We start from the raw sequence: 19,509 nt of genomic DNA, 5'->3' as shown, positions 1-19,509 counted from the left end.
CGCAAAGACAAAAGCGAGCACGCCTTGCATAAAAAAACACCCTCGGGGAGTCCTCCGGTTCTTTTATTTTCACATTTTTCTGTTTGCAAAAAACATCGCCCGCCCCGCCGCATTCATGCTCAACTCCCAGTTTATCTTTCATGAAACACAATCGGTTTTATTCCGACTTCGACACGCAAACGCTCGGCGAACCCCGCAAAAAAGATTATCGCAGCGCGTTTCAGGTTGATCGTGACCGGCTCATTCACTCGCACGCCTTCCGCAAGCTCCAATCGAAAACGCAGGTGTTCCTCTCCGGCGAATACGATTTCTACCGCACGCGCCTCACGCACTCCATGGAAGTCGCGCAAATCGGCCGCTCCATCTGCCACTATCTCGCCTCGGCGGAGTGCCCGAGCCGCGCCCTTCTCGCCCCCGATTTTTATATCGACGACGACCTCGTCGAAGCCATTTGCCTCGCGCACGACCTCGGGCATCCGCCGTTCGGCCACTCGGGCGAGCGCACGCTTCAAGAAATCATGCGCGACCACGGGGGATTCGAGGGCAACGCGCAAACGCTTCGCCTCCTCGGCGAGACCATCTTTGAATCCGAAACCGCCGTGCGCGGCATGCAGCCCACGCGCGCCCTCACCGACGGTGTTCTCAAATACAAAAAACTCTACCGCGAATTCACCGGCTCCGAGGCGAAACCAACAAACCACTTCCTCTACGATTATCAGGAAAAGCAGCGCTCATTTGTTTTCGCGAACCGCAAGATCCCTGGCGAGCTTCACGACGGCCTCGCGCTCAACGCATTCAAGTCCGTTGAATGCCAGATCATGGACTGGGCCGATGACGCGGCCTATTCGCTCAACGACATCGTCGACGGCGTGAAAGCCGGTTTTCTCACAATCGAACGCATCGAGGCCTGGGCTGAAAAAACGGAATCTCACTGGAACGCGCAAACCGGCCCGCTCAAACTCAGCGCCAAAGCCCGTGGTGATTGCTTGAGGAAACTCATCGACGGCATTCGCGCCGACAAGCTCGAGCGCATGTTCGCGGCGAAAATCGGCACCTTCGTCCGCGCCACGCGCCTGAAGGAACGCAGCAACTTCATGTCGACGCTCACCAACCGCTACCGATTCGAACTCACCATCGCGCCCGCCGCCGTCGCCGAGGCCGAGTTCTACAAGAAAATGGCGAACGACATCATTTTCGAAAGCCCGCAACTCCAGCAAATCGAATACAAAGCCCGCCGCGTGCTGCACACGCTCTGGGAAGCCGCATGGGAAAACTATGTCGAGCCGCCCCAAGCCCGTCGTGCGATCAAAGTCATCCCCATCCGTGCCGCGCACCAAATCAACGAGGCCAAGACGCGCGAAGGCAAGGCCCGCTGCATCTGCGACTGGCTCGCCGGCCTGACCGACGGCATGATCGTCCGCACCTACCGCCGCCTCGTCGACCCCGAGTTCGGCAGCATCCGGGATCTGAGCTGAACCCCGTCGCCCATAAGGCCAAAGCCCGCGGGCCCCCGGGCGTTCAGCTACGCTCTTTACATCCACACATTCACAACTAGCTTACGTTTTTTCGCCAAAACTCATGCCCAAGAAACTACTCGTCACCGGTTCGTCAGGACTTATCGGCTCTGAAGTTTGCACCTACTTCGCCCGTGAACTCGGCTGCGCCGTGCATGGTGTGGACAACAACCAGCGCGCGGTCTTCTTCGGCCCGCAAGGCGATACCCGCTGGAACCAGCAACGCCTCGCCCGCGAACTGCCCGCCTTTCAACACCACGAACTCGACATCCGCGACCGCGCCGGCGTGCTCGCCCTCGTCAAGGAAATCCGTCCCGACATCATCGTCCACACCGCCGCGCAACCCTCCCATGATCGCGCCGCCGCCATCCCTTTTGACGATTTCGACACCAACGCCGTCGGCACGCTCAACCTCCTCGAAGCCGCGCGCCAAGCCTGCCCCGAGGCGCCCTTCATCAACATGTCCACGAACAAGGTTTACGGTGACGCGCCCAACCGCATCGCGCTCACCGAACTGGAAACCCGTTGGGACTACGCCGATCCCGCCTATGCAAACGGCATCGCGGAAACCTTCACCATCGACCAGTCCAAACACTCTCTCTTTGGCGCGTCCAAAGTCGCCGCGGACGTCATGGTGCAGGAATACGGCCGTTATTTCAACATGCCCACCTGCTGCCTGCGCGGTGGCTGCCTGACCGGCCCCAACCACACCGGCGTTGAGCTGCACGGCTTTCTCTCCTACCTCGTCAAATGCAACCTGGAGGGCCGCGAATACAAAGTTTTCGGTTATAAAGGCAAGCAAGTGCGCGATAATATACACTCGCTTGATGTCGCCCGCTTCATGGCCGCCTTCGCCGCCGCCCCCCGTGTGGGGAAGTTTATAATCTTGGCGGGGGAAAAAACAATTCCTGCTCCATATTGGAAGCCTTTGCGATTGCCGAAAAATTCAGCGAGAAGAAACAGATATACACCTACGTTGAGCAAAATCGCATAGGCGACCACATCTGTTATTACAGTGATCTGGGCAAAATGCGCGCGCACTACCCCGCCTGGGACATCACCCAGTCACTCGAGGACACAATCCGCCAGATAGTGGAAGCCTGGCAACAACGCATTCAATAACACACGTCCGCCCATGTCTAAAATACTCATCTCGGGCATATGTGGTTTTGTCGGCGTCACACTGGCCTCCGAACTCGCGAACCATGGACACACTGTTTTTGGGTTTGATAATTTCATACGCCCCGGAAGCGAAACCAACCGCGCCCGACTGAAGGCGATCGGCGTCCGCATCCAACACGGCGATATTCGGGTAGCCAGCGATCTCGAAACCCTGCCGCCCGCCGATTTCGTCATCGACGCCGCCGCGAATCCCAGCGTGCTCGCGGGCGTTGACGGAAAAACCAGCACGCGCCAGCTCGTCGAGCACAACCTCTGCGGCACGATCAACCTTCTTGAATACTGCAAGCGACACAAGGCGGGCTTTATACTCCTGAGCACCAGCCGCGTGTATTCGATTCCGCCGCTTGCCGCGCTCCCCGTTGAAGTTCACAACGAGGCCTACCGACCCGCAACCGACGCCGCGCTCCCCGCTGGAATCAGCGCGAACGGCGTCTCCGAAACCTTTTCCACGCTCGCCCCCGTTTCGCTTTACGGAGCCACAAAACTCGCCTCCGAAACGCTTGGACTCGAATACGGGGAAACCTTCGCCCTCCCCGTGTATATAAACCGCTGCGGAGTGCTCGCCGGCGCGGGACAATTCGGCCGCGCCGACCAGGGTATTTTTTCATATTGGATAAACAGTTACCTACGCGGACACCCCTTGAAATACATCGGTTTCGACGGACAGGGGCACCAAGTTCGCGACTGCCTGCACCCGAAGGACCTCGTGCCGCTCCTGCTGAAACAAATCGGTAATCAACGCGCGCTCGAAAGCGGCGACCGTATTATAAATTGCGCAGGCGGCTCCGCATCGGCCATGTCACTGCGCCAACTCAGCGCCTGGTGCGCGCAAAACTTCGAACCGCGCGAAATAGACACCGATCCGAATTCGCGCCCCTTTGACATTCCTTGGATGGTTCTTGATTCCACCAAGGCCGCCCGCCTATGGGACTGGCGCCCCGCGACCACAACGTGCGAAATCCTTGGGGAGATTGCCGCCCATGCGCACGCCAATCCCAACTGGCTTGATGTATCCGCGGCATTATAAATGCCTTCAAACCATGACGACTAATAATAATCCGGATGACTTGCAACGAATCTATGAGAAGCGTTTCGATGCCATGCGTGAATATAGAAAATCTGTGTGGAGGATAATCATTAAATCTTATTTTCAGCAGTTTACCCCCCCCCTTCTTTTCCCGGAGGCCGCACGCGTGTTTTGGACTTGGGTTGTGGTTATGGTGAATTTATAAATAATATTTCTGCCACAGAAAAATTTGGAATGGACTTGAACCCAAAAACAAAAGGCAACCTCAATTCTGACGTGACCCTTTTTGCTCAAGATTGCTCCAGTCGATGGCCAATGGAGGATAATACGCTTGATATGGTATTTACCAGCAACTTCTTCGAACATTTGCCCGACAAGGCCACGCTCCAGCGCACACTTCTCGAAGTCAGACGCTGCCTAACCCCAGGTGGCGTGCTCATTGCTATGGGTCCCAACATCAGATACTTGCCGGGATCCTATTGGGATTTTTGGGATCATTATTTGCCCATCACGGAACGGTCTTTGTCGGAAGGTTTGCAAAGTTTGAAGTTTGAAGTATCCTTATGCAAAGCAAGATTCCTTCCATATACAATGGCCCGGGGCATAAAAATGCCCCCTTTCCTCGTTGGTCTCTATTTGCGACTTCCTATTTTCTGGCCGATATTTGGCAAACAGTTTCTCGTTGTCGCACGTAAATAATGATATCCTGCAATAAACAACTTCGTTTATATTCGGTTCTCATTCCGGCCCGTGATGAGGAAGAATCGCTACCCGAAACCCTTGCCGATATTTATTCCCTATTCACAGCGGCGGGTATTCCTCACGAAATTGTCGTTATTGACGACGGTTCGAGGGACAAAACATGGCAAGTCCTTCAAAACCTCAAGATTACAAGCATCCCTACGCTTACACCGGTGCAAAATCCGGAGCCTCACGGTTTCGGGCGTGCGATCATTTATGGACTTGATCACAGCCATGGAGATGCGGTTGTCATAATGATGGCCGACGCCTCCGATTCACCTGCCGATGCTATTAAATACTGGCATTTGCTTAATGAGGGATGGGACTGTGTTTTTGGCAGTCGCTTTATAAAGGGTGGTAAGGTAATCAATTATCCCAAGGTCAAGCTTTGGGTTAATCGAGTTGCCAATTTCCTAGTGCGCTTGGGATTTCGACACGGACTCAACGACACAACCAATGCCTTTAAGGCATATCGTCGCACGGCGGTCGATGGCTGCCGTCCACTGATCGCCCCGCATTTCAATCTGACTGTGGAAATACCCCTGAAGGCCATCGTGCGAGGTTTCACATGGACAGTCATTCCCATCTCCTGGAAGAACCGCAAGCACGGCGTCGCCAAGCTCAAGATAAAGGAAATGGGCAGCAGATACTTCTTTATATGCTCTTATGTCTGGCTGGAAAAGTATTTCAGCCGGGGCGACTACAAACACAAAGGCAACAACTCGTAATATATCTCAATGACGCCATCCCAGTCAACGCTGCATGGGCCCATTGCAACGAATCGCTCAAGAATCGCCATTGCCAGCGGTTTCCTATTGCTAATCGGGGTGCTCCTGTTCTGGGGTCTGGACAACTATGCGCTATGGGATGATGAAGCGTTAAATGCACTAGGCGCAAAGGGCGTGCTCGAAACAGGAGACACCACGATTCTCGTCGATCACGGCAGGAATATCGTGCTCTACGCAGATGGACTATTATCCGTTAACCTACATGACCGGTCAACTCCGCCACTTCCTGCCTACATAACAGCCATCTCTTTTCACCTCTTTGGTCAAACCTCGCTTACTGCCCGACTACCGTTTGCAATCATGGGGCTGCTCACTGTCGCAGCTCTCTTGTGGTGCGCAATCAAAAACACCAACAGCCGTGCGTTTATAGTCACATTAGGTATCGCTCTAGCCTGCAATGTTTCCCTGCTACTTTATTTGAGGCAATCGCGCTATTATGCTGCAACTTGCTTTTTCAGCGTGCTTGTTGTTCTACTCTATATATACAGAGATCGCCGGCGCCTATATGTTTGGCTGCTGCCCCTTGCATCCATTGGCTTGTTCTTTTCGAATTATATGAATTTCATGGCGCTCTTTATCGCCATGTTAGCTGATTACGTGTTTTTTGAACATCGTCACCGAAAAATCCCCCTTCGGGACTGGTTGATTTGCCTTGTTCCAATAATCGTGGTTTGCGGACTGGCGTGTCTTGTGTGGAACCCCTATAAAACGGAATTGGGCACTTCGGTTGTGTCTCGTAACACAATATGGGATCGAATAATGCTCTTTTTTTGGTTTTGTCGCGATATTAACGCGTGTGAATTCGTCTCATATGGGGCAATCATTGCCATATTTGGCGTGGGCATATGGAAAAAAGACACCATCATTTTGCGCGGCATTCTCGCGATCGTCATATATATGATTTTTGTCGTGGCAGTGATGCCTCAAGCTCGCGCGATGACAAGCGTGGGCGATGTGCGTTACATCATGCCAATCATTCCGCTGTTAATTTGGCTCTCAGCGCGTGTCATCACAATTCTCTCAAAAAATTGCGCGCCATTTGCAATGATTTTAGCCTTGGTCGCCTTTACAACCAATGTATTCAATGGAGGCATGTTTACCAAATCCGGAGTTGCATCAACTCCAATTAAATTTGTAAAAGAGCTCAAAAACTCACCTGAAGATCCCTATAGGAAAACATCCAACTGGATTAATGAAAACCTCAAGACCAACGCAACGGCTTGGGTATTGCCCAGACACATGGTGTTCCCCCTTCTTTTTCATTCACCCCAACTTACTTATGCCTGGCAGGTTCCCTACCCACCTGTTGCCAAACAATATGAAAATCTACCGCGTCCGTTCTACAAGGGGCTTGAGCTTCCTGATTATATAATCTGTTTCGGTCCGTCTATCATAGAAGTGGCCAAGTTTATTCAAAAAAACAGATTACCTTATGCCCATATCCAGACCGTTGACGTGTTCTGGAAAGACCTCCACCGTCCGGAACTTTTTTGGAGAAGCTTCGAGTCGATCAAAAATTATAATCGCAATGTAGAGGCCGTTTATGTTCTGAAACGCGTCCATTCTGGCCCCCTCCCCGCCTCACGCCCATTGAAATAACGCTGGGCACTTGTAATATGTCATGACCTAGATCCATAAAACCAGCCTTTAGCATAGATAGTATTAAGGGAACTGGCAACGATGCGACAGTAGATGTGTCCGTATGGGTGGTTCTGTTGACAACGTCCGGTATCTTGCGCAGATTCATAAAGACCGTAGCAGCAGGAAAAACCAGCCCTGATGAGTGAATACACAGAAAAGACAAACGAGTGCGGCCAAGCAGCCGCCGGAACAAGGCGATGCTCTCGGGAGTGAGCCGCGTGGACGAAAGCATGATCAAAGGACACCTCGCCAAAGTGGCGGTAAGCACGGTGTAGCAAATGCTCGACGCGGAGGGAGAGCTGTTATGCAGAGCCGGGCGCTATGAGCACACCGACAAGCGAGTCACGGCAATGATAGAACGTTACCGGCAGCGCGGAGGAAGCACTCGTTGAGATGTATCTGACTGGAGTGTCTGTGAGGCGCGTCGAGGACATAACCGAAGCATTATGGGGAAGTCGCGTGACTGCCCGTCGACGCTGAGCGAACTCGACCAGAAGATCGCCGCGCAAATCGACGGCTGGAGAGGCGGGATCAAAAACGTGAGCATTCCAGTGGCAGTTGGCGTGAAGGTCGAGGGCTGCTCGGAGTCGAGGAAAGCACAAAGGCCTCGTGGAAGAACCTCCTGGGATGACCAAAAGAGCGCTAACTCAAAAACGTGCGGTTGTTCATCTCGGCCAAGTGCCTCAGGCTAGTGGAAAGCCTAGCGGAGTTTTATCCCGAGGTCAAACACCAGCGCTGCGCGGGCTTCCGATGCCAGGCATCTTATCGAAATTAAACACATGCCGCCGGGCTTTGCACTAGACACACTTCTTACACTGACCGCTCTGCGTATAAGCACGGAGTCGTCTGTAAAAAATCCGAAGAAGCTAACCCCGGGCCTCGGCTTCGTCAGTTAACGGAATTCGCCGGCTTGCCGCCAAACTTCAATTTGAGCACCAGTATGAAACTTTTTATAATAGTGGATTTCGGAATTTTTGAAACACCGTGCGTCCTGTCCATGAAGACGATTGGGATTTCGTCTAGTTTTTCGCAATTTCTCATGCATTTATATTTCAACTCGACCAAAAATCCGTAACCGAGATTGCTTATTTTAGAGACGTCGATTTTGCGCAGCAGTCCGGAATTATACATATTATAACCACCCGTGTAATCACTTATCCGACGTCCCAGCATCAAGCGTGTATAAATATTGGCGCCTCTGCTTAAAAACTTTCGAAACAGACTCCAGTCTGGCGTTCCGCCCCCCTTAATATATCTCGCCCCAATTATGAAGTCCGCCCCATCTGAGGCCTTCTCTATAAATTGTGTTATATATTCCGGGTTGTGTGACAGGTCGGCATCCATTTGCAGGATATAATCCGGCGGATTAGATTGCGCCATGATGTGCAGGAATCCGTCAATATACGCCTTCCCCAACCCCTCCTTTCCTTTTCTCCTGACAAGCTCGATTCTAAAATTGCGTCCTTTCAGTTTTTCGCTTTCAGCCGCAACCACCTCGGACGTGCCGTCGGGCGACGCGTCATCCAGGACATAAACACAAAATGAATCCTCCGGGTGAACTTGACTAACCGCGCGTATCAACTCCAAAAGCCTGCCAATATTTTTGGCCTCGTTGTAAGTGGGTATGGCGATTGCAACGTTCAGCATATCGAAATTATCTGTTTCAAATCATTGTCAGGCGGGATTTGCAAGACTGCGGCTGGCGCGCCATTCATTGTAATGGCTATAAAGAGAAAGGGCCAGCACTGTGCCAGTGAATATCCAGAAACCCAGCGAGCTGAGCACTCGCACGATTTCCCACGGTTCCTGAGAATGATACCATTTGGGGTCAATAAACCGCATCGAGGCGCACGCGACCGCGAGCGCGGTGATGATAAATGCCCCGTATTTTTTATAAATACAATTTCTGATTCCAAACTCCAATAGAACATATAGAGATATGCCGGGGCGAGCAGCACGTATGTATATACTTCAGACCTCGGGCTTACCAGCAGTGTGGCCGCAATGCCAAAGGCAATCCACGGGCGCCAGTCCATGCGCTTGATGATGGCGGCATATGCAAAAAACACTATCATCGACACGACAAAAACCACCTTGTCGAGCACTATGCCAAGCCACGCCAGGCCGGCACGGTCGAAGGATGCCACAAGGTCAAGTATGCGTTCGTCACCGCTCACCTGTAAAACCGCCTTAACCCATCCGATGTGTGTGTTGAAATTGTGCGTCCATCCAACCCAGAATGCGGGTAGTATAAAAAAGACGGCGCAACAGGCAAGCGCGCCAATCAAGTATTGGCGGCGAAATCTGAACATCAACACAATGAGGAATATCACTGGGTATATTTTTAGGTTTGCGGCAAGCACCAAAAATGCGCCAGCAGTGTAATAACGTCCGTCCCGAAAATCTGCCAGGCCAAGGAGCATGAGACCTATGGTGAGAGCGTTTACTTGATAGACACCTGTCGAAATTACCAAGTCCAGTATTGAGGCTATAAAAGCGAAAATTATAAAAAATGGAGCCTTGGCTGACAGGTTGCACCATCGGCACAAACCTAGCGCAAAAGCCGCCGTGCTTACCAATACCCACAAGCCCAAGACGAGCACCGGTTGCGAACTCATGTATAATCGGGGCGGCTTGCCGGGAGATTGTTCAAATATAAAAAATCCTTGCGTTGCGATCTGGGATTGCATGTCGCATGTCGCGGGCGGAAGCGCCCGTGCGACTCCGCCGGCCAGCAGTGCAAATTGTGGCGAATATTTAAATGAGTCCGCGTGCCCGTATTTTTCGGTGGATTTGTAAGGATCGGCACCTTGTAGAAAATATTGCCCGCCTAGACAGTAGTGTCGCATCACAATGTTTATGCCGAGATTGGTCATGAACACATGGGCGGCAAAGGCAAGGAGCGCCACGAGGAACACTTGCGTCCAATATGAAGATTGAAAAAATTTGTGAAGCATGCGCTTTTCGATGTTATTGTTTTAAATCCCGAATATTATTTTCCCTCAATAAAACATCATCCGATACTGTCGTATTGTGATGCCACGAGGCGTTCCACCATGCTGTCGAAGTTTACGGTTCGGGACCAGTTTAGCTGTTTTTCAGCCTTGGCGGGGTTGCCGCATGGGGCGACTGGTTCCGCGGCGGTTATCAGCGAGGGATCTTGTTTCACGTGGTCGCGCCAATTCAGGCCGACGCATTGGAAGGCCTTTTCAACAAGGTCGGCCACGCTGTGCAGTTCGCCTGTCGCTAGAATATAGTCGTCGCATTGATCGGCTTGAAGCATCCGCCACATGCCCTCGACATAGTCGGGTGCCCAGCCCCAGTCGCGTTGCGCCGTCATGCTGCCCAGCTTTAGTTCCGTTTGGAGGCCCTTTTTTATGCGCGCCGCGGCACGGGCGATTTTCATGGTGACGAAGGACTCGTTGCGCCGGGGGATTCGTGATTGTAAAGTATCGCCGAACACGCCGGGAGTTTGTGAGCGGTCCGGTAGATGCGCGTCATCTGCTGCGCGAAGGCCTTTGCAGCGCCATAGGGCGTAGCAGGGCTGACGGGCGTTTGCTCGTCCTGAATGGAATTGGCAGGCGTGCCGAACACCTCAGCGCTGGATGCGTTGAAAAAACGGGTCGGGTGTCGCAAATCGCGCAGGATTTCCAGCAACCGCAGCGTGGCAATCCCAACACTGTTTGCCGTGACTTCAGGCAGCTCGAAGCTGAGTCGCGGACTGGACTGGCCGGCGAAGTGGTAGAATTCATCGGGCTTTGTCCGGTCGATGATGCGTCGCAGATGCGTGAGTTCCTCGAATGAGCCGGCGTGGAGAAACAAGCGCTTGCCGAGGATGGCGGGGTCGGCGGTCAGATGGCGGAGGTTGCCGTTGGCGACGGACTCGAGCGGCGTCACAAGCCCGTGCACCGCGTAGCCTTTTTCCAAAAGCAACTCGGTGAGATACGAACCATCCTGTCCGGTGATTCCGGTTATGAACGCAATTTTTTCCGGCATGTTACAAAGAAAACTTGGGCGGGTTGCAAAAAACCTAAAGCGTTAAAAGGAACCTCCGCCGCCGTTTGTGTTTCTGCGCAAATCGGCCTCGACCATCATCTGGCAAAGCTGTTCGAGCGTGGTCTTCGGCTCCCATCCAAGAATCTCTTTTGCCTTTGCCGGGCTGCCGATGAGCAAATCGACTTCGGCGGGGCGGTAGAACTTTGGATTGACGCGCACAAGGAGTTTTCCCGTGGAGGCATCCTCGGCGATTTCCTGCTCGTCCTTGCCCTTCCACTGGAGCGTGATTCCGACGGCCTTGAACGCCATGATTACAAAATCGCGGACCGTCTCAGTGCGTCCCGTCGCCAGGACAAAGGTGTCCGGCTCGGGCGCTTGAAGCATCCGCCACATGCCCTCGACGTATTCCCCGGCGAAGCCCCAGTCGCGCTTGGCGTTGAGGTTGCCGAGCTCAAGCACATCGAGCGTGCCCAACTTGATTCTGGCGGCGGCGTCCGTGATTTTGCGCGTCACAAACTCGCGTCCGCGCAAAGGCGACTCGTGGTTGAACAAGATGCCGCTGGCCCCGAAAATGCCGTAGGATTCGCGATAGTTGATCGTGATCCAGTGCCCGTAGAGTTTCGCAACGCCATAGGGGCTGCGCGGGTGAAAGGGTGTTGTTTCCGACTGAGGAATGGCCTGAACCTTGCCAAACATTTCGGAGGTGGAGGCTTGGTAAAATCGAATCTGCGGGTTCACGATCCTGATGGCCTCAAGCAAATTGAGCGGTCCGAGCGCGGTGATTTGCGCCGTGGTCTGGGGCTGATCAAAGGACACGCCGACAAAACTCTGCGCGGCGAGATTATAGATCTCCGTCACATTGGCCGTCTGCAAAAGCCGGATCGTCGCGCCCAGGTCCGTCAAATCATATTCGACAAGCTGCAAGTTGGGGTGCCCGGCAACACCCAGTTCCTCAAGCCGCCAAAAATTAACGGAGCTGGTGCGCCGGTATGCGCCAAAAACCTTGTAGCCTTTTTCAAGAAGCAACCCGGCGAGATAAGCGCCGTCTTGGCCGGTTATTCCAGTGATGAGTGCGGTATTGTAAGCCATGTTGATAAATAAATTCAGCTACACGAAAAAATTGAGAATCTCGTAAGGAAACGAAAAAGAGATTTAGGGCGAGTCCTTATTAAATGCAAAAAGCCCGTCGCCGGGCTATCCACCGAAGAGGCGGGTGAAATTTTGCGCAACAGAAACGCCGAGCGCCACCGGCTCAACTTCCCGCGCATTGGCGAGTCCGGCATGCGTGCCGGCGATGTTGGCGGGATGATTCAGTTTTTCGTCCGGCGCGGAAAATAAAAACGGACGATATTTTGCGGGCGGGGGCATGGCGGGGGCGTCGGTTTCGACCAAAATGCGGTCGATGGGGATTCGGCGAAAAACGCCCCTGTGGCGGATGTGTTTCTCGGATAGAAATGAACCGTTAAAGGAGAAATAGGCGCCGAGTTTGACGAATTGTGGGAGCATTTCAGCCGGGCCGCTGTATGCGTGCAGGAGAAACCCGCGCGCGGGGAGCGGCGTGGTTTCAAGGATTTCCAGAAGCAGGCCGAAGGCGTCGAGGCAGTGGATGCTCGCGACAAGATTGCGCCCGGCGGCAAGTGCGAGTTGGGCGCGAAAAACTTCGGCTTGTTCATCGAGCGGAGCGCGGCGGAGTCCGGCGAGGCGCGGATCGTCGGGACGTGCGCGATCAATTATCCAGCGGTCGAGACCGATTTCACCAATGTGCGCGGCAGGGTTTGTATCGAGAGTGGCACGGAGTGTGTCGAGCCAGTTTGGCGTGCGGTTGCCGGCGTCCCACGGGTGCAGGCCATAGCTGGGGAGGACAAATTGGTGACGACGAGCGAGCGCGGTGACGTCAGACCAATCGGCTTCGCAGGTGCCGTTGACGACGGCGCGCTCAAGACCAATCTCCGCATAAGCGGCGGCAATCTCGTCGAGGTGCGATGCGAGCGCGGAATCCTGCAGGTGATTGTGAGCGTCGTAGAGCAAATGTGGAATGGGGATTGCGGAATGCGGAATGAGTTTTTTTGGGGTGGGCGTCGTTCACGACATCCCTACAAGGTCAGTTTTTCAGCCTTTTCCTTGATTCGTTTTTGCACGGCGAGGAGGCCGGCGCGACGGGTGGGCGAGAGGTTTTGGGCGAGGTGAAGTTTTTCCAAAAGCTCCGGCTGAAATATCGTGGCGTCGGCGGGATCGGTGTCGTCGTAGAGTTCGCAGATGAGCGCGACCAGACCTTTGACAAGCGGGGATTCGGCGTCGGCGCGCACACGGAGGCGGCGCGTGGCCGGATCACGTTCGACAACGAGCCACACGGTCGAAACGCAGCCGGGGACATGGTTGGCGTCGATGCGCCCGGCGGGATCAAACGCGGGAGCGCGGGTTGCATGCGCCACGACGGCGGCGAGCCGTTCCTGCGGGTCGGGAATAATCAGAAAATCGTCGACAAGGCGTTGTTGTTTTTCGGCGAGCGTCATACGGTGCGGGCGGTGAAGTCACGAGCTTGGCAACCCGTGCCACTTTTTAGAACTCCACATCGCGGCAAAGAGTTTCGAGGTGTTGCGCGAGTTGCTTGACTTGGTTTGCGGTGAGCTTGGGCGGCAGCGTTTCGAGGTGAAGGGGGATTTGCGCGGGTGTGAGCACGCACACGACGCTGTTGGCTGCGGAGTCCGCCAGTTCGATGCGCCAGCCGGGAAATGTGAGTATGGCGTGAACGGGCACATTTGGGTTGCCGGTTTTGGCGATGGTTTTTTCGAGCCAAAGCGCATTGTTCGCGGCCTGGGAAATGCCAAAGGTGTCCTCTCCCCAAGGATAGGCGAGTTGCGCGCCGTCGTAGATGATTTTGCCGTCGGCACGACCTTCGCGCACGGGGCCTTTGCGACGGGTTTTGGTTTCGATGGCAAAAACACCGGCGGGACAAATCACGACGTGATCGATGTTGACGCGACCCTGTTCCGCCGAAACCGGAACATCGTGAAAAACACAGGCTCCCTTTGCGCGCAGCGGGTCGAGGTTTTCGCTGACAATGCGCTCGCCAAAATAACCGAGGTAGAGGTTGCGGCGCTTGGAAAGGAGGCGCAGAAGGCAAATCGTCGAGTAGAGGGTCCAGATGAAAACAAGGGGCAGCACATACTGGATGAGGATGGCGACAAATCCATCGAACGCCGTTTTTCCGGACAGGAGGTATGCGCCCGCCGTGCTCGCGAGCATGATGAGCGGGAGGCCGAGGATGTTGAGCAGCCACGAGAAAAGTTTGTCGTCGATGGCGGCGATTTGCCGCTGGAGCGATTCACCGGGGCCGCGCAGAAGTTTGAAGCCGGGGGTGACGCGCTCGTTGTTGCGATTCTCGCGCCAGCGCCAGATGGCGTGGCAGAGCACAATGCACACGACGGTGCACAGGCAGAATATGAATGCGGGCGTTGTGATGAGATCCATTGAAATGGAGCGAAAGGTTATTCATCCAAAACTTCACGCACTTTTCTGGCAAGAATGTCGCGGGTGAAAGGTTTTTCGAGGAAATGCGCGGTGCTTTTTTGAAGGGAGGCGGTGACAAATCCCGAGATGAAGAGCACGCGCATCTCCCCGGGGTGCATGGTGCGCATGCGGTCCGCAAGCTGGCGTCCGCTGATGCCGGGCATGTTGATGTCGGTGATGAGGAGTTTGGCATCCGCAAGCACGGTGTTCACATCGACGCGATATTGCGTGAGGAGCGCCTCGCCCGTGCCATAGGCGCGCACGGTGTAGCCGAGTGATTCGAGGATGGCGGCGGTGACTTCGCGAATGGCGGCGTCATCCTCGACGAGGATGATCGTCTCGTCGCCGGTGGGCAGATCGGATTCGTCGGCGGGCGCATCCTGCTTGGGTTGCGGCGCTGGAATTGGAGGGTTGCTGTCGTGCTCAAGAAAGAAGGGCGATACCGAGGCGTCGGCGGGCGCGACTGTTCGCGCCGGCGCAATGTCGGGGAGGAGCAACGTGAATGTCGTCCCCTTGCCTTGCGCAGTTTCAAAGCTGATTTTTCCATGCGCGGTCTTAACAATGTTGACGCAAGTAACCAGGCCAAGGCCCGTGCCGCGGCTCTTGGGTTTTGTGGTGAAAAAGGGCGTGAAAATTTTATCCTGAATCTCGGGCGGTATGCCGGAGCCCGTGTCGGCGATGGAAATTTGCGCGTAACGGCCCGGCTCGAGCCCGTTGGCTTCCGAAGAGGCCGCGACCTCCGCGCTGGCAACACTGATCGTCAGGCTTCCACCCTTGGACATGGCGTCGCGGCTGTTGATGGCGAGGTTGAGGATGACCTGTTCGATTTGGTTGCGATCCACATAGGCGTAGACCGGCTCGGGGCCGAGCTTGAGCTCGAGGTGGATGCCGCTGCGAAGAAAGGCCGTGATGAGGTCCTTGAAATCGAGGATGAGGGCGTTGATGTCTATGCGGGCAATTTGCGTTGACTGGGTGCGGCTGAAGGTAAGGAGCTGGCGCACGAGCTTGGAGGCGCGGAGCGCGGCGTTTTCGATGCCGGCGGTGTGCGCGCGGAGTGTTCGCGTGGCGTCCTCGTTGAGCGAAAGCCGGGTGATGTCTTTTTGAAGAAGCTCGGTGTAACCGCAGATGGCCGTGAGCAGGTTGTTGAAGTCGTGCGCGATGCCGCCCGCGAGGAGCCCGACCGCCTCGACCTTTTGCGCCTGCAGGAGTTTCTGCTCGCTTTCAGCCAGCGCCTTCTCGGCGTGTTCGCGCTGGTGCACGGCGGCAAGGACGTTGGAAAGGCCCTGGATAAAATCAATGGCGTCCGAGGAAAACGTGCGGACGCTGCGCGTGTTGGCGAAAAAGTAACCGTAAAGTTGCCCGCCCGACCCGACGGGACAAATGAGCGAGGACTGGATTCCCTTGCTGGCAAGGAGCTGCGCGAGCGGAAAATTTTCGCGGTCGTCGGCCATCTGCATCGCGCGCGTGATTGAAAGCGCGACGGGTTTGACGTGGCCAAGTTCGCTCGGCGGGTTCTGGCCGAGACGGCAGGCGAAGGCCTCAAGGGTGAGCTCGTGCGTGTCGTGGTTAAGCGAGGTGAGATAGGCGCAATCGACGTGAAGCGTCTCCAGAATCACGTTAACCGCCTCGTGCGTGAGCTCGCCGAACTTGCGCACCTCGAGCGCGAGGCGTCCGTAGGCGGCGAGCGCGGTTTGCTTGAGCGCGCGCATCGCAAGCGTGTTCTCAAACTCGTGCTGGTCGTTGAAATCGATGCACGCGCTTATGAAGCCGGCGAAATGGTTTTTCGAATCGTAGTAGGGCGACGCGTGCGAAATGATCCAGCGGTAAACGCCGTCGTGCCTGCGCAGGCGATACTCGACGCGGTAGGGCGCGCGCGCGGCAAAATGTTTATTGTGGCGCGCGCTGACCATGTTGCGCTCGTCCGGATGGATGTTTTCATACCACTCCCCGAAACGCTCAGCCACATCCTCCCCGGTGTAGGAGCGCCACGCCTTGTTGAAGAAAAACCCGGTGCCCGAGGTGTTGGACATCCAGATGCAAATGGGCGAGTTGTCGCACATGCGGCGAAAATCTTTCTCAGCTTCACTAAGCGTGTCCCTGAAGAGTGTGTGCGATTTGGTCATGAGCGAATGCCGTGTGAGTGCGTGTGTTGAATTGCGGTGGACTATCAATGCGATATGCCAATGCTGTTATTTTTGCAAGAACTGGCAATGTCGGGCCCGCAATCTCAACGATAATGTGAAAAACCGCCGGTTTTTTAATTTCCGGCTTTTATTTTCCATTTTTCGGCACTCACTAGTTCTTTTTTCCATCGCCATGACCTACGACGAAATCGCCGCATCTCTGCCCGCCAAGGCCGTCACTTCCATTGACGAGCTGCCATTCCCGAAAATCGCCTCGGGAAAAGTCCGCGACATCTTTGACCTCGGGGACGCCTTGCTGATCACGGCCAGCGACCGGCTTTCGGCCTTCGACGTGATTCTCCCCGACGGCATTCCCGGCAAGGGCATCATTCTCACGCAAATGAGCAACTGGTGGTTCGCGCAGGCGGCAAAGGCAAACATCGTGCCCAACCACCTGCTGTCCGACCAGCCGGGCGAGTTCGCGCGCCGCGGCATCAAGGATCGCGACCTGCAACTGCGCTCGATGATCGTGCGCAAACTCAAGCCCCTCACAATCGAGTGCGTGGTGCGCGGCTATCTCGTGGGCAGCGGTTGGGACTCCTATCAAAAAACCGGCGATGTCTGCGGCATCAAACTCCCCGCCGGACTGCGCCAGGCCGACAAACTGCCCGAACCGATTTTCACCCCGACAACCAAGGCGCCCAAAGGCCAGCACGACGAGCCGATCAACGACGCGCAAGGCGAGGCCGCGGTCGGCGCCGCGCTCTATCAAAAAGTGAAAGCCGCCAGCATCGCGCTCTACAAGCTCGGACACGACCGCGCCAAGCAAGCGGGCATGATTCTCGCCGACACGAAATTTGAATTTGGCACCGACGAGGCGGGCAACCTGATCCTGATCGACGAGCTGCTCACTCCCGACTCCTCGCGCTACTGGCCCGCCGAAAGTTACGCGCCCGACCAATCGCCCCCGAGTTACGACAAACAATTCGTGCGCGACCACCTGCTCGCAATCAACTGGGACAAAAAACCGCCCGCCCCCGCCTTCCCGAAAACGTGATCGCCGACACCCAGGCGAAATACCTGACGGCGTTGAAAAACTTGGTTGGGTAAAACGGACGACGCTCGGCGCGCGATTATTTCGCGCCGAGTTGTTTCATGATTTCGCCGGTGAGGCGTTGCACGAGGGCCTCGACTTCGGGGTTCGCGCTTGGCTCCGCGGGAGCGGCGTCGGGAACCTGGCACATCACGCCGGGACGGAATTCGCTGTTGTCGCAAAGCTCGCATTCCTTGAGGCCTTCGCGGTTGTCGGGCATGCCAAGGGCTTTGCGGATTTTGATGAATTCGCGCGCGTTCGAGCCGCCCACGCCGGAGCCGAGTTCGCCGCCGAGTTGCGAGGCTACCCAGACAGTCTGGCAATAGGCGTCGGCATTTTCCATTTTCCAATACGCGTCCTCGATGTCCTTGCCCCAGGTGATGACGCCGTGGTTGGCGAGGAGGACGCACTGGTTGTCCTTGCCGACTTCGCCGACGGTGTCGGCCATTTGTTGTGAGCCGGGGGTTTCGTAGCGGGCGATGGCGATTTTACCGAGGAAGATGTCGGCCTCGGGAATGAGGCAGGTGGGGGGCTGCACTTTCGCGACGGCGAACGCGGTGGCGTGCGGGGGGTGCGCGTGGCAGCAGGATTTGCAGAGGGGCTGGCGTTTCATGATCGCGATGTGCGTCATGCATTCGCTGGTGCGTTTGCGCGCGCCGGCGAGTTGCTTGCCGTCCATGTCAACGAGGCAGATGTCCTCCATCTTCATGAAACCTTTTGAGATGAGCGTGGGGGTGCAGAGCACGAGGTTGTCGCCAACGCGCACGGTGAGGTTGCCGCCGTTGCCGTCGGTGTAGTTGCGAGCCCACATGCGCTGGCCGATGTCGACCATGCGGTGCTTGATGGCGACGATGGCGGGCGAACTGAAGAACGCGGCGATTTCAGCGGGCGTCTTCGGGTCGGTGCCGGGCGTCCATTTGTATTCGTAGTCGGGAACGATGGGGTCGTATTTTTTGCCGGGGATGCCCGCGACGGGCGCGGATGCGTAGCCGGAAGCGGCGGAGCCGGACTTGGCGGCGGCGTTGAGCTTGGAGTGGCCGTGGTCGCGGAGATAATCGTGCGCGCCGGGTGTGAGGCGGGCATCGGCCGGGACGGGCTGGCCGTTGCGAATGAGTTTCTCGACGTCGCGTGCTGTGAGGAATTGTGCCATGGTGTGCGAGTTTAGTTTAGAGTTTTTGGTTTAGTGTTAAAAATTAAGGAAAGGAGTCAGAATGCGGGAGTCAGGAGTCAGGAGGAAATGCCATCGCGTTTTTAGAATTAGCTTTTGGGTGGATGGTAGTCGATTTGGTCGACGATGCAGGCGATGTAGGCGTCAACGGGGGCGTCGGCGGTGAAGGGCGCGGTGGCTTCGGCTCCCTCGGTGAAACCGACGATGTGGCCGATATCCGCGCCGAGTTGATCGTAGGCGACGAGCGTGGAAACGTTGGCGAGTTTTGGCACCGTTTGGGTTTGGAGTTTGGCGTTGGAGAGCGCGGCGATATCGGCGCGGCCAAGCGGTTGCACAAGGAGGACGCGCCCGCCTTTGTAGATGGGTTCCTGAAGCGTCATGGTGACGCGGCCGATGACTGTGCCGAGGCGCATTAGGTGTTTCCTCCTTTATCGTCCACGACGCCGAGAATGTGGTTGCGGAGCGGGCTGTGTTTGTCGCGGACGATTTCGCGGGTGCGCGAGCCGTCGGTGCTGATGAGGACGCGTTGGTGAAGACCCGCGCCAAGGGTGTCGATTGCGAGAACGGGGTTGCCGATGTCGTTGCCGTTTTCATCAAGCGGCTGGCAAATGACGGTGCGCGTGCCACGCATGCTGGGATGGCATGCGGAGGCGATTATGGTTCCGTCTATGCGGGCGAGGTTCATGGGTGATGGAAAATCGACCTGATTTGTCGGATCGGTCTGCG

The 19,509-nt window shown here is 55.7% G+C and carries 15 protein-coding genes and 4 pseudogenes; 8 read left to right on the top strand and 11 right to left on the bottom strand.

What is annotated here, in order from left to right:
- Positions 1 to 140 precede the first annotated feature (140 nt).
- The 7 genes and pseudogenes from dgt to CKA38_RS16950 form a co-directional block, all read left to right on the top strand.
- The gene (gene dgt / locus CKA38_RS05785; protein ID WP_108824640.1) at positions 141 to 1,475 is read left to right on the top strand and encodes a dGTP triphosphohydrolase; all 1,335 of its coding nucleotides are present in this window, start codon (positions 141 to 143) and stop codon (positions 1,473 to 1,475) included.
- Between the two features lie 103 nt (positions 1,476 to 1,578).
- Positions 1,579 to 2,636 (top strand): annotated as a pseudogene (locus tag CKA38_RS05780) (NAD-dependent epimerase/dehydratase family protein).
- Between the two features lie 13 nt (positions 2,637 to 2,649).
- A complete protein-coding gene (locus CKA38_RS05775; protein ID WP_108824639.1) occupies positions 2,650 to 3,723 on the top strand; it encodes an NAD-dependent epimerase/dehydratase family protein in 1,074 nt (357 codons plus the stop codon).
- 171 nt (positions 3,724 to 3,894) lie between these two features.
- A complete protein-coding gene (locus CKA38_RS05770; RefSeq protein ID WP_257791571.1) occupies positions 3,895 to 4,422 on the top strand; it encodes a class I SAM-dependent methyltransferase in 528 nt (175 codons plus the stop codon).
- On the top strand, positions 4,422 to 5,192 hold the full coding sequence (locus CKA38_RS05765) for a glycosyltransferase family 2 protein (RefSeq protein WP_108824638.1): 771 nt from the start codon (positions 4,422 to 4,424) through the stop codon (positions 5,190 to 5,192). Before CKA38_RS05770 ends, CKA38_RS05765 begins: the two co-directional genes overlap by 1 nt.
- Positions 5,193 to 5,201: 9 nt before the next feature.
- Complete coding sequence (locus tag CKA38_RS05760) at positions 5,202 to 6,851, top strand: ArnT family glycosyltransferase (RefSeq protein ID WP_108824637.1); 1,650 nt, start codon at positions 5,202 to 5,204, stop codon at positions 6,849 to 6,851.
- A gap of 239 nt (positions 6,852 to 7,090) precedes the next feature.
- Positions 7,091 to 7,635: pseudogene (locus CKA38_RS16950) on the top strand (transposase); the annotation flags it as partial.
- A gap of 146 nt (positions 7,636 to 7,781) precedes the next feature.
- On the opposite strand, the gene CKA38_RS05745 reads toward CKA38_RS16950, so the two are convergent.
- From CKA38_RS05745 to CKA38_RS05710, 8 genes and pseudogenes are all read right to left on the bottom strand, one after another.
- Positions 7,782 to 8,540 carry a polyprenol monophosphomannose synthase gene (locus CKA38_RS05745; RefSeq protein ID WP_108824636.1) on the bottom strand — a complete coding sequence of 253 codons (759 nt, stop codon included), beginning with the start codon at positions 8,538 to 8,540 and terminating at the stop codon, positions 7,782 to 7,784.
- Positions 8,534 to 9,850, bottom strand: coding sequence for a glycosyltransferase family 87 protein (locus CKA38_RS05740; RefSeq protein WP_108824635.1), 1,317 nt, complete (start codon positions 9,848 to 9,850; stop codon positions 8,534 to 8,536). Before CKA38_RS05740 ends, CKA38_RS05745 begins: the two co-directional genes overlap by 7 nt.
- A gap of 56 nt (positions 9,851 to 9,906) precedes the next feature.
- Positions 9,907 to 10,889: pseudogene (locus tag CKA38_RS05735) on the bottom strand (GDP-mannose 4,6-dehydratase).
- 42 nt (positions 10,890 to 10,931) lie between these two features.
- A complete protein-coding gene (gene gmd / locus CKA38_RS05730) occupies positions 10,932 to 11,978 on the bottom strand; it encodes a GDP-mannose 4,6-dehydratase (protein ID WP_108824634.1) in 1,047 nt (348 codons plus the stop codon).
- A 105-nt stretch (positions 11,979 to 12,083) separates the two neighbouring features.
- Positions 12,084 to 12,917 (bottom strand): TatD family hydrolase, encoded by an 834-nt coding sequence (locus CKA38_RS05725; protein ID WP_108824633.1) that lies wholly within the window; start codon positions 12,915 to 12,917, stop codon positions 12,084 to 12,086.
- Between the two features lie 65 nt (positions 12,918 to 12,982).
- Positions 12,983 to 13,402, bottom strand: coding sequence for a SufE family protein (locus CKA38_RS05720; RefSeq protein ID WP_108824632.1), 420 nt, complete (start codon positions 13,400 to 13,402; stop codon positions 12,983 to 12,985).
- 46 nt (positions 13,403 to 13,448) lie between these two features.
- Positions 13,449 to 14,360 carry a nuclease-related domain-containing protein gene (locus CKA38_RS05715; protein ID WP_108824631.1) on the bottom strand — a complete coding sequence of 304 codons (912 nt, stop codon included), beginning with the start codon at positions 14,358 to 14,360 and terminating at the stop codon, positions 13,449 to 13,451.
- A gap of 17 nt (positions 14,361 to 14,377) precedes the next feature.
- Positions 14,378 to 16,522: an ATP-binding protein gene (locus CKA38_RS05710; protein ID WP_108824630.1), complete on the bottom strand. Its 2,145-nt coding sequence runs from the start codon at positions 16,520 to 16,522 to the stop codon at positions 14,378 to 14,380.
- A gap of 193 nt (positions 16,523 to 16,715) precedes the next feature.
- Between CKA38_RS05710 and CKA38_RS05705 the strand changes: the two are divergent.
- Positions 16,716 to 17,632 (top strand): annotated as a pseudogene (locus CKA38_RS05705) (phosphoribosylaminoimidazolesuccinocarboxamide synthase).
- Between the two features lie 23 nt (positions 17,633 to 17,655).
- Here the strand turns inward: CKA38_RS05705 and CKA38_RS05700 are convergent.
- The 3 genes from CKA38_RS05700 to CKA38_RS05690 all read right to left on the bottom strand — a co-directional run bounded on the left by CKA38_RS05700 (position 17,656) and on the right by CKA38_RS05690 (position 19,468).
- On the bottom strand, positions 17,656 to 18,765 hold the full coding sequence (locus CKA38_RS05700) for a class II aldolase/adducin family protein (protein WP_108824629.1): 1,110 nt from the start codon (positions 18,763 to 18,765) through the stop codon (positions 17,656 to 17,658).
- Between the two features lie 107 nt (positions 18,766 to 18,872).
- Positions 18,873 to 19,196, bottom strand: coding sequence for a EutN/CcmL family microcompartment protein (locus CKA38_RS05695; protein WP_108824628.1), 324 nt, complete (start codon positions 19,194 to 19,196; stop codon positions 18,873 to 18,875).
- Complete coding sequence (locus CKA38_RS05690; RefSeq protein WP_108824627.1) at positions 19,196 to 19,468, bottom strand: EutN/CcmL family microcompartment protein; 273 nt, start codon at positions 19,466 to 19,468, stop codon at positions 19,196 to 19,198. The genes CKA38_RS05695 and CKA38_RS05690 overlap by 1 nt, the downstream gene beginning before the upstream one ends.
- Positions 19,469 to 19,509: the final 41 nt, after the last annotated feature.

The organism is Ereboglobus luteus (genome assembly GCF_003096195.1).
GTDB classification, from domain to species: Bacteria; Verrucomicrobiota; Verrucomicrobiia; order Opitutales; family Opitutaceae; genus Ereboglobus; species Ereboglobus luteus.
Note: the sequence above shows the minus strand (reverse complement) of the source record. Positions and strands in the feature narration are given on the sequence as shown.